At 49.3% G+C, this 9,530-nt stretch carries 19 protein-coding genes; all 19 read right to left on the bottom strand.

Annotation, left to right across the window (positions count from 1 at the left end):
* Positions 1-6: 6 nt before the first annotated feature.
* On the bottom strand, positions 7-357 hold the full coding sequence (rplR, locus tag ACMHXH_RS09650; RefSeq protein ID WP_025889969.1) for a 50S ribosomal protein L18: 351 nt from the start codon (positions 355-357) through the stop codon (positions 7-9).
* Positions 358-367: 10 nt separating this feature from the next.
* Positions 368-901: a 50S ribosomal protein L6 gene (rplF, locus tag ACMHXH_RS09655; protein ID WP_039036044.1), complete on the bottom strand. Its 534-nt coding sequence runs from the start codon at positions 899-901 to the stop codon at positions 368-370.
* Between the two features lie 10 nt (positions 902-911).
* The gene (gene rpsH / locus ACMHXH_RS09660) at positions 912-1,307 is read right to left on the bottom strand and encodes a 30S ribosomal protein S8 (protein WP_025011970.1); all 396 of its coding nucleotides are present in this window, start codon (positions 1,305-1,307) and stop codon (positions 912-914) included.
* Positions 1,308-1,331: 24 nt separating this feature from the next.
* A complete protein-coding gene (rpsN, locus tag ACMHXH_RS09665; protein ID WP_025011969.1) occupies positions 1,332-1,637 on the bottom strand; it encodes a 30S ribosomal protein S14 in 306 nt (101 codons plus the stop codon).
* Positions 1,638-1,648: 11 nt separating this feature from the next.
* A complete protein-coding gene (gene rplE / locus ACMHXH_RS09670) occupies positions 1,649-2,188 on the bottom strand; it encodes a 50S ribosomal protein L5 (protein ID WP_025011968.1) in 540 nt (179 codons plus the stop codon).
* Positions 2,189-2,200: 12 nt separating this feature from the next.
* Positions 2,201-2,515, bottom strand: a complete 315-nt coding sequence (gene rplX / locus ACMHXH_RS09675; RefSeq protein WP_025011967.1) for a 50S ribosomal protein L24 — start codon at positions 2,513-2,515, stop codon at positions 2,201-2,203.
* A gap of 11 nt (positions 2,516-2,526) precedes the next feature.
* Complete coding sequence (gene rplN / locus ACMHXH_RS09680; RefSeq protein ID WP_011494644.1) at positions 2,527-2,895, bottom strand: 50S ribosomal protein L14; 369 nt, start codon at positions 2,893-2,895, stop codon at positions 2,527-2,529.
* A 179-nt stretch (positions 2,896-3,074) separates the two neighbouring features.
* Entirely contained in the window at positions 3,075-3,323 is a 249-nt protein-coding gene (rpsQ, locus tag ACMHXH_RS09685; RefSeq protein WP_025011966.1) for a 30S ribosomal protein S17, read from the bottom strand.
* Entirely contained in the window at positions 3,323-3,514 is a 192-nt protein-coding gene (rpmC, locus tag ACMHXH_RS09690; protein WP_011758342.1) for a 50S ribosomal protein L29, read from the bottom strand. The genes rpsQ and rpmC overlap by 1 nt, the downstream gene beginning before the upstream one ends.
* Positions 3,514-3,924: a 50S ribosomal protein L16 gene (gene rplP, locus ACMHXH_RS09695; protein WP_039036042.1), complete on the bottom strand. Its 411-nt coding sequence runs from the start codon at positions 3,922-3,924 to the stop codon at positions 3,514-3,516. The genes rpmC and rplP overlap by 1 nt, the downstream gene beginning before the upstream one ends.
* A gap of 11 nt (positions 3,925-3,935) precedes the next feature.
* Positions 3,936-4,625, bottom strand: a complete 690-nt coding sequence (gene rpsC / locus ACMHXH_RS09700; RefSeq protein ID WP_039036041.1) for a 30S ribosomal protein S3 — start codon at positions 4,623-4,625, stop codon at positions 3,936-3,938.
* 9 nt (positions 4,626-4,634) lie between these two features.
* A complete protein-coding gene (gene rplV, locus ACMHXH_RS09705) occupies positions 4,635-4,967 on the bottom strand; it encodes a 50S ribosomal protein L22 (protein WP_039036040.1) in 333 nt (110 codons plus the stop codon).
* A 15-nt stretch (positions 4,968-4,982) separates the two neighbouring features.
* The gene (gene rpsS / locus ACMHXH_RS09710; RefSeq protein ID WP_025011962.1) at positions 4,983-5,261 is read right to left on the bottom strand and encodes a 30S ribosomal protein S19; all 279 of its coding nucleotides are present in this window, start codon (positions 5,259-5,261) and stop codon (positions 4,983-4,985) included.
* A 14-nt stretch (positions 5,262-5,275) separates the two neighbouring features.
* On the bottom strand, positions 5,276-6,100 hold the full coding sequence (gene rplB / locus ACMHXH_RS09715; RefSeq protein WP_039036039.1) for a 50S ribosomal protein L2: 825 nt from the start codon (positions 6,098-6,100) through the stop codon (positions 5,276-5,278).
* An 11-nt stretch (positions 6,101-6,111) separates the two neighbouring features.
* Positions 6,112-6,414, bottom strand: coding sequence for a 50S ribosomal protein L23 (gene rplW, locus ACMHXH_RS09720; RefSeq protein WP_039036038.1), 303 nt, complete (start codon positions 6,412-6,414; stop codon positions 6,112-6,114).
* The gene (gene rplD, locus ACMHXH_RS09725; RefSeq protein WP_025011959.1) at positions 6,411-7,016 is read right to left on the bottom strand and encodes a 50S ribosomal protein L4; all 606 of its coding nucleotides are present in this window, start codon (positions 7,014-7,016) and stop codon (positions 6,411-6,413) included. The genes rplW and rplD overlap by 4 nt, the downstream gene beginning before the upstream one ends.
* A gap of 17 nt (positions 7,017-7,033) precedes the next feature.
* Entirely contained in the window at positions 7,034-7,672 is a 639-nt protein-coding gene (gene rplC, locus ACMHXH_RS09730) for a 50S ribosomal protein L3 (protein WP_025889970.1), read from the bottom strand.
* Between the two features lie 27 nt (positions 7,673-7,699).
* Positions 7,700-8,011 carry a 30S ribosomal protein S10 gene (gene rpsJ, locus ACMHXH_RS09735; RefSeq protein ID WP_011635639.1) on the bottom strand — a complete coding sequence of 104 codons (312 nt, stop codon included), beginning with the start codon at positions 8,009-8,011 and terminating at the stop codon, positions 7,700-7,702.
* 361 nt (positions 8,012-8,372) lie between these two features.
* On the bottom strand, positions 8,373-9,530 hold a 1,158-nt coding region (tuf, locus tag ACMHXH_RS09740; protein WP_413738001.1), incomplete at its 5' end, for an elongation factor Tu.

A 9,530-nucleotide genomic window follows, 5' to 3' on the forward strand; every position in this document is an offset into this window, starting at 1 on the left:
TACCCCTTAGAACTGGAGGCCAGCTTCACGAGCGGCTTCTGCCAGAGCAGCAACACGACCGTGATACTTGAACCCAGAACGATCGAAAGCAACAACAGTTACGCCTTTTTCGATCGCGCGCTCAGCAATAGCTTTACCTACTGCCTTGGCCGCATCTACGTTACCGGTGTACTTCAGTTGTTCCTTTACTGCTTTCTCAGCAGTAGAGGCAACAGCCAGCACCTGAGCTTCAGGGTTGATTACCTGAGCGTAAATGTGACGCGGTGTACGATGTACAACCAGACGGTTGACGCCCAGCTCTTGGATCTTCTTGCGAGCGCGAGTGGCGCGGCGCAAGCGAGATGTTTTCTTATCCATATCGCGTTACCTACTTCTTCTTAGCCTCTTTACGGCGTACTTGTTCGTCATCATAGCGAACACCCTTGCCCTTATAAGGCTCTGGTGGACGATAGCCACGAATTTCAGCCGCAACCTGACCAACCAGCTCTTTATCGATACTTTTCAGTACGATGTCTGTTTGGCTTGGGCATTCAGCTGTAACGCCTTCTGGCAATTGATGAACCAGAGGGTGAGAGAAACCCAAGGTCAGGTCCAGAGCGCTGCCGCTAACTTTGGCACGGTAACCCACACCAACCAGCTTCAGCTTCTTTTCGAAACCCTGAGAAACACCAACAACCATGTTGTTGATCAGTGCGCGAGCAGTACCTGCCTGTGCCCAAGCGTTAACAACGCCTTCAACAGGAGAGAACTTGATTTCTGCACCTTCAACAACAACGTTAACTGCGCTGTTGATTACTCGAGTCAGACTACCTTTACCGCCTTTAACGGTAATAGTTTGGTCGTTTAAAGTCACCTCTACGCCGGCTGGAATAGATACTGGTGCTTTTGCTACACGAGACATTCCTAGCTCCTTACGCTACGTAGCAGATAACCTCACCACCCATGCCTGCAAGGCGGGCGGCACGATCAGTCATCAGGCCTTTAGAAGTGGACACAATTGCGACACCCAGTCCGCCCATAACCTTTGGCAGCTCGTCTTTACCTTTGTAAATACGAAGACCAGGACGGCTTACGCGCTGGATAGTCTCAACAACAGGTTGGCCCTGGAAATATTTCAGAGTGATTTCCAGTTCAGGCTTAGCGCCTTCTTCTGCTACGGCGTAGTCAGTGATGTAACCTTCATCTTTCAGCAGCTTTGCGATAGCAACTTTCAGTTTGGCAGAAGGCATCTTCACAGATACTTTGTTAGCAGCTTGGCCGTTACGAATACGGGTCAACATATCCGCAATAGGATCTTGCATGCTCATATTAGCTTACTCCGTGACAAGTGCTTACCAGCTGGCCTTACGCAGACCAGGAACTTCACCACGCATGGTTGCTTCACGCAGCTTGATACGGCTCAGGCCGAATTTGCGCAGGAAACCATGAGGGCGGCCAGTTTGATTACAGCGATTGCGTTGACGCGATGCGCTTGAATCACGTGGTAGAGCTTGCAGCTTAAGAACCGCATCCCAACGAGCTTCGTCAGAAGACTCTGGGCTGCTGATGATAGCCTTAAGAGCTGCACGCTTTTCAGCATACTTGGCCACGAGCTTTGCACGTTTTGCTTCACGTGCCTTCATTGACAATTTTGCCATTTCGCTACCCCTTATTTCTTGAATGGGAAGTTGAAAGCATCAAGCAAAGCGCGACCTTCTTCGTCAGTATTCGCAGAGGTAGTGATAACAATATCCATACCACGAATCTTATCGACTTTATCGTAGTCGATTTCTGGGAAGATGATCTGCTCGCGCACGCCCATCGCGTAGTTACCACGGCCGTCGAACGACTTAGCGCTCAGACCACGGAAGTCACGGATACGAGGGATTGCGATGTCAACCAAACGCTCAAAGAATTCCCACATGCGCTCACCGCGCAGGGTTACTTTACAGCCAATAGGGTAGCCTTCACGGATTTTAAAACCAGCAACTGACTTACGAGCTACAGTCACAACTGGTTTTTGGCCAGCAATAGCAGTCATATCACGGACAGCATTTTCCATGATTTTCTTGTCAGCTACGGCTTCGCCAACACCCATATTCAGGGTGATTTTCTCAATCCGAGGGACTTGCATGACACTGGTATAACCGAACTTTTTAGTTAGTTCAGCAACAACAGTCTCTTTGTATCTATCATGCAGTTTCGCCATCGTTTACTCCAGTTACTTAACGAGTTCACTGTTCGATTTGAAGAAACGGACTTTTTTACCGTCTTCGAATCGGAAACCAACACGATCCGCCTTGCCAGTGACAGGGTTAAAGATCGCAACATTAGATGCTTGAATCGGTGCTTCTTTCTCAACGATACCACCAGTCACACCCAGTTGAGGGTTAGGCTTCTGGTGTTTCTTAACGAGATTGATGCCTTCAACAATTAACTTACCGGTAGTAAGTACACGAGTAACCTTACCGCGCTTACCCTTATCCTTACCGGCCAGTACAATTACTTCGTCTTCACGACGGATTTTTGCTGCCATTTTGAAGCTCCTTACAGTACTTCTGGTGCCAGCGACACAATCTTCATGAATTGCTCAGTACGCAGTTCACGTGTCACAGGTCCAAAGATACGAGTACCAATCGGGGCAAGGTTTGCGTTAAGCAATACCGCTGCATTCCGATCGAAGCGAATGACAGAACCGTCTGGACGACGTACGCCTTTCTTAGTACGGACTACCACCGCGTTATACACATCACCTTTCTTCGCTTTAGCGCGAGGAATGGCTTCTTTAACAGAAACCTTGATGATGTCGCCGATACCGGCATAACGACGATGAGAGCCACCCAAGACCTTAATACACTGAACTCTGCGCGCGCCGCTGTTACATGCGACATCGAGAGTCGATTGCATTTGGATCATTTTAAGTGCTCCGCTATCGTTACTACACAATCCCCACCATGGGGCTAAATAAACACCATTTTTGCCGTTCAAATCGGTCAAAAATGGCGCGCAAGTATAACACCATAAATAGAGGATGGATAGTATTAAAAAACAAACGGCCCCAAAAAGGAGCCGTTTACCAGTTTACCTAATAAAAATTAGGCCTTGCTTACTACTTCAACCAGAGTCCAAGACTTAGTCTTAGACAGAGGGCGACATTCGCGAATAGACACGAAATCACCTTCTTTACACTGGTTTTGTTCGTCATGTGCATGGATCTTAGTAGTACGTTTGATGTACTTACCGTAGATTGGGTGCTTAACTTGACGCTCAACAGCTACAGTGATGGACTTATCCATCTTGTCGCTGATGACTTTACCCTGCAAAGTACGGATTTTCTCAGACATTATGCACCTGCCTTAGAAGTAATAATGGTCTTAACGCGCGCAATGTTACGGCGCACTTGCTTCAGCTGGTGAGTTTGTGCCAGCTGACCAGTGGCGTGTTGCATACGCAGGTTAAACTGCTCACGCAGCAGACCAAGCAGTTCAGCGTTCAATTCCTCAACGCTCTTTTCTCTCAGTTCGCTCGCTTTCATTACATCACCGTCTTAGTTACGAAGGTAGTCTTGATAGGCAGTTTAGCAGCGGCCAGTGCGAAAGCTTCGCGAGCCAGCTCTTCTGAAACGCCATTCATTTCATAGAGTACCTTGCCTGGTTGAATCTGACATACCCAGTATTCAACGTTACCTTTACCTTTACCCATACGCACTTCAAGAGGCTTAGAGGTAATTGGCTTGTCAGGAAAAACCCGAATCCAGATTTGACCTTGACGCTTAATGTGACGTGTCATGGCACGACGTGCAGATTCGATCTGACGGGCAGTTAAACGGCCGCGGCCAACTGCTTTCAGACCAAATGTACCGAAGCTAACTTCAGTACCGTTCGCCAGACCGCGGTTGCGGCCTTTGAACATTTTGCGAAACTTCATACGTTTAGGTTGCAGCATTGCCGGCTCTCCTATTTACCACGAGGCTTGCGCTTAGGTTGCTGCTTCGGCTCTTCGATCTGAGGCACGATACCGTCCAGGACTTCACCTTTGAAGACCCAAACTTTAATGCCGATCACACCGTATTGAGTGTGACTTTCAGAGGTTGAATAGTCGATGTCAGCACGCAGTGTATGCAGAGGCACACGGCCTTCGCGATACCACTCGGTGCGCGCAATCTCAGCGCCGCCTAAACGGCCACTAACTTCAACTTTGATACCTTTAGCGCCCAGACGCATAGCGTTCTGTACCGCACGCTTCATAGCGCGACGGAACATAACACGACGCTCCAGCTGTTGAGCGATAGAATCAGCTACCAGCTTGGCGTCCAGCTCAGGCTTACGGATCTCAGCGATGTTAATTTGCGCAGGAGTGCCAGTAATTTTGGCAACTTCAGCACGCAGAACCTCAACGTCTTCACCTTTCTTACCGATCACAACACCTGGACGGGCAGTGTGAATAGTAACGCGGATGCTTTTCGCTGGGCGTTCGATAACGATCTTAGATACTGATGCGGCTTTCAGCTTCTCTTCGAGAAACTTACGCACTTCCCAGTCGCCGTGCAGATTAGCAGCGTAGTCTGCTTTATCAGCGTACCAGGTAGAGACCCAAGGCTTAGTGATACCCAGACGGATACCATTAGGATGTACTTTCTGTCCCATTGCTCTCTCCTAGCGATCTGATACAACCACAGTAATGTGGCTGGTACGCTTCATGATACGGTCGGCGCGGCCTTTAGCACGTGGCATGATGCGCTTCATAGTTGGACCTTCATCGACGAAGACTTTTCCAACTTTCAGTTCATCAATGTCAGCACCTTCGTTATGCTCAGCATTGGCAATGGCTGAATCCAGTACTTTTTTGACCAGTACGGCGGCTTTCTTGGGGCTGAAGGTCAGGATCTCGAGGGCCTTGGAAACAGGCAAACCACGGATCTGATCAGCTACCAAACGAGCCTTTTGAGGCGACGTACGGGCAAAACGATGTTTAGCTAAAACTTCCATCTCATTCCTCCCGTATTAACGCTTCTTCGCTTTCTTATCAGCAGCATGGCCGCGATAAGTGCGAGTTGGTGAGAATTCACCAAGTTTGTGGCCGATCATTTCGTCAGTTACGAACACAGGAACGTGCTGACGACCATTATGGACAGCGATGGTCAAACCAATCATGTTTGGAATGATCATTGAGCGACGTGACCAAGTCTTAATAGGCTTTTTGTCACCTGCTTCCACCGCTTTCTCTACCTTCTTCAGCAAGTGCAGGTCAATGAATGGACCTTTCTTGAGAGAACGTGGCATGGCGAATCCTCTTACTATTTATTACGACGACGTACGATGTACTTGTCAGTGCGCTTGTTACTACGGGTCTTGTAACCCTTAGTTGGCACACCCCATGGAGTCACTGGGTGACGACCACCAGAAGAACGGCCTTCACCACCACCATGTGGGTGGTCTACTGGGTTCATTGCAACACCACGAACTGTTGGGCGTACGCCTCTCCAGCGTTTGGCACCGGCTTTACCCAGTTGACGCAGCATGTGCTCGGCGTTACCAACTTCACCCAGAGTCGCGCGGCAATCAACTGGCACTTTGCGCATTTCGCCAGAGCGAAGACGCAGAGTGGCATAAGCGCCATCACGAGCTACAACTTGTACATAAGCACCGGCAGAACGTGCAATCTGAGCACCTTTGCCAGGTTTCATTTCAACAGCGTGAACTACGCTACCCACTGGGATGTTACGCAGCGGCAGGGCGTTACCTGTCTTGATTTCAGCTTCTACGCCAGAAACGATTTTGTCACCAGCCTGCATGCCTTTGGCAGCGAGGATGTAGCGACGTTCACCGTCTGCGTACAGTACCAGCGCGATGTGCGCAGTACGGTTTGGATCGTATTCCAGACGCTCAATCTTCGCTGGGATACCATCTTTATCACGTTTGAAGTCAATCAGACGGTAGTGTTGCTTATGACCACCACCAACGTGACGAACAGTGATACGACCAGTGTTGTTACGGCCGCCACTCTTAGATTTTTTCGCCAACAGGCCAGCAAAAGGTTTACCCTTGTGCAGGTCAGAGTTAACCACTTTAACGACGTGGCGACGACCTGGAGAGGTTGGCTTACACTTAATAACTGCCATGAGTAATCTCCTTACGCTTCAGCGCCGACGAAATCGATGTCAGCACCCTCAGCCAGAGTAACATAGGCTTTTTTCCAATCGCTGCGACGACCAACACGGGCACCGTGACGCTTGGTTTTGCCTTTGTTCACCAGAGTGCGAACTGAATCAACTTCAACTTCAAACAGTTTTTCAACTGCAGCTTTGATCTCAGCTTTAGTGGCGTCGATAGCTACACGGAAAACTACAGTGTTGTTCTTCTCAGCAACCACAGTGCTCTTTTCAGAGATGTGAGGCGCCAGAATAACTTTCAGTAAACGTTCTTCGCGGATCATGCCAGCATCTCCTCGATTTGCTTAACAGCATCAGCAGTTACCAGCACTTTGTCGAACGCGATTAGGCTTACTGGGTCAATACCAGCAACATCACGAACATCAACCTTGTACAGGTTGCGAGCTGCCAAGAACAGATTCTCGTCAACTTCGGAAGTCACAATCAATACGTCTTCCAGACCCATGTCTTTCAGCTTGGCCTTCAGCTCTTTAGTTTTAGGAGCTTCAACAGCAAACTTTTCAACAACGATCAGACGTTCTTGACGTACCAGCTCGGACAGGATGCTCTTCAGAGCGCCGCGGTACATTTTCTTGTTGACTTTCTGGCTGTGATCTTGGGTTTTAGCAGCGAAAGTTACGCCACCGCCACGCCAGATTGGACCCTTGACACCACCCGCACGAGCGCGGCCAGTACCTTTTTGGCGCCATGGCTTCTTGCCAGAGCCAGTCACTTCAGCGCGAGTTTTCTGAGCACGAGTGCCCTGACGCGCGTTTGCAGCGTAAGCTACAACTACCTGATGAACCAGTGCTTCATTAAAGTCACGGCCGAAGGTAGTTTCGGAAACTTCAAGAGCGCTTTGCGCGTCTTTCAATACCAATTCCATTACTATCTCCTCAGACCTTAGGCTTTAACGGCAGGCTTGATGATCAGGTCGCCATTGGTAGCGCCTGGAACAGCACCTTTAACCAGCAGCAGGTTACGCTCAGCATCTACACGTACTACGTCCAGATTTTGAGTGGTAACACGCTCAGCACCCATGTGGCCTGACATTTTTTTGCCTTTGAATACGCGACCTGGCGTCTGGTTCTGACCGATAGAACCGTTAGCACGGTGCGCCAATGAGTTACCGTGAGTCATATCCTGGGTACGGAAGTTCCAGCGCTTAACGCCGCCTTGGAAACCTTTACCTTTTGATTGACCGGTAACATCTACTTTCGCTACGTCAGCGAAGATATCTACGTTCAGCTCAGCACCAACTTCAATGCCTTCGCCTTCACCGTCTGCCAGACGCATTTCCCACAAACCACGGCCGGCGTCAACGCCCGCTTTGGCAAAGTGACCTGCTTCTGGCTTAGTGATGCGGTTGGCTTTTTTGGCACCAGTAGTAACTTGAAGTGCACGGTAGCCGTCGTTTTCCAGAGTTTTCACCTGAGTAACGCGGTTTGCATTTACTTCAATTACAGTAACAGGGATAGACACGCCATCTTCGGTGAAGATGCGGGTCATACCCACTTTACGACCAATAAGACCGATAGCCATCTCTCAAACCTCTTCTAAGGATCTCAATTAACCCAAGCTAATCTGTACGTCGACACCAGCCGCAAGATCCAGACGCATCAGCGCGTCGACTGTCTTCTCAGTTGGCTCTACGATGTCAACCAAACGCTTGTGAGTACGGATTTCGTATTGGTCACGAGCATCTTTATTAACGTGCGGAGAGATCAAAACGGTATAACGCTCTTTGCGCGTAGGCAGTGGGATAGGACCACGTACCTGGGCGCCAGTACGCTTAGCAGTTTCAACGATTTCCGCGGTAGACTGATCAATCAAACGATGATCAAATCCTTTCAAGCGGATACGGATTCTTTGGTTCTGCATTGACCAGAGCTCCTAAAATGGACACATAAAAAATCACCCTCTAGCCATTTCCTTTCTTGGAAAGACAGAGCGAGATGATTTAACCGTTCGACTCCCAATCGGAGTCGCTGTATTTGTGTTTAGCCCCGAGGGCTAAATCAACTTTTGTCGCTTACTCAAGTTAAGCGAGGAGGCTATTATACTCATCCAGTTACGGATTACAAGCCTACTGTCGGAATTATCAACAGCATTAACGCCGTCAAAAAGTGGCGCAAATTATACTGACTTCAACGCTCATTGCCAACCATTTTTGAACGACTGACAAACGGCCAATAAAAAGGCGACCTCAAGGTCGCCTTTTTATGATAGCTGAGATCCGCAATTAAGCGATGATCTTGGCTACAACACCAGCACCAACTGTACGGCCACCTTCACGGATTGCGAAGCGCAGACCTTCGTCCATCGCGATTGGGCAGATCAGAGTAACAACCATCTTGATGTTGTCGCCTGGCATTACCATCTCTACGCCTTCTGGCAGTTCGATAGTACCGGTCACGTCAGTTGTACGGAAGTAGAACTGTGGACGGTAGCCTTTAAAGAATGGAGTGTGACGACCACCTTCTTCTTTAGACAGTACGTAAACTTCTGATTCGAACTTGGTGTGTGGAGTGATTGAACCAGGCTTAGCCAGTACTTGACCACGCTCTACTTCATCACGCTTGGTACCACGCAGCAGGATACCGCAGTTCTCACCGGCACGACCTTCGTCCAGCAGCTTACGGAACATTTCTACACCAGTACAGGTAGTCTTGGTAGTGTCGTGGATACCCACGATTTCTACTTCGTCACCAACTTTGATGATACCGCGCTCTACACGACCTGTTACTACAGTACCGCGACCAGAGATTGAGAATACGTCTTCGATAGGCAGCAGGAATGGCTTATCGATATCACGCTCTGGCTCAGGGATGTAAGAATCCAGTGCTTCAGCCAGTTCGATGATCTTGGCTTCCCACTGAGCGTCGCCTTCCAGAGCTTTCAGAGCTGAGCCCTGAATTACTGGCAGGTCATCACCTGGGAAATCGTACTCAGACAGCAGTTCACGAACTTCCATCTCTACCAGTTCCAGCAGCTCTTCATCGTCTACCATGTCACACTTGTTCATGAATACGATGATGAAAGGTACACCTACCTGACGAGACAGCAGGATGTGCTCACGAGTCTGTGGCATTGGGCCGTCAGTAGAAGCTACTACCAGGATTGCGCCGTCCATCTGGGCAGCACCGGTGATCATGTTTTTAACATAGTCAGCGTGACCTGGGCAGTCTACGTGAGCGTAGTGACGAGTTGGAGTGTCATACTCGATGTGAGAGGTATTGATGGTAATACCGCGCTCACGCTCTTCTGGAGCGTTATCGATCGCTGCGAAGTCACGAGCCTCACCACCGTAAGTCTTAGACAGTACAGTTGAGATAGCAGCAGTCAGAGTGGTTTTACCATGGTCAACGTGACCAATGGTGCCCACGTTAACGTGGGGCTT

Source organism: Shewanella sp. BJSY2023SW001, from assembly GCF_047314685.1.
GTDB classification, from domain to species: Bacteria; Pseudomonadota; Gammaproteobacteria; order Enterobacterales; family Shewanellaceae; genus Shewanella; species Shewanella indica.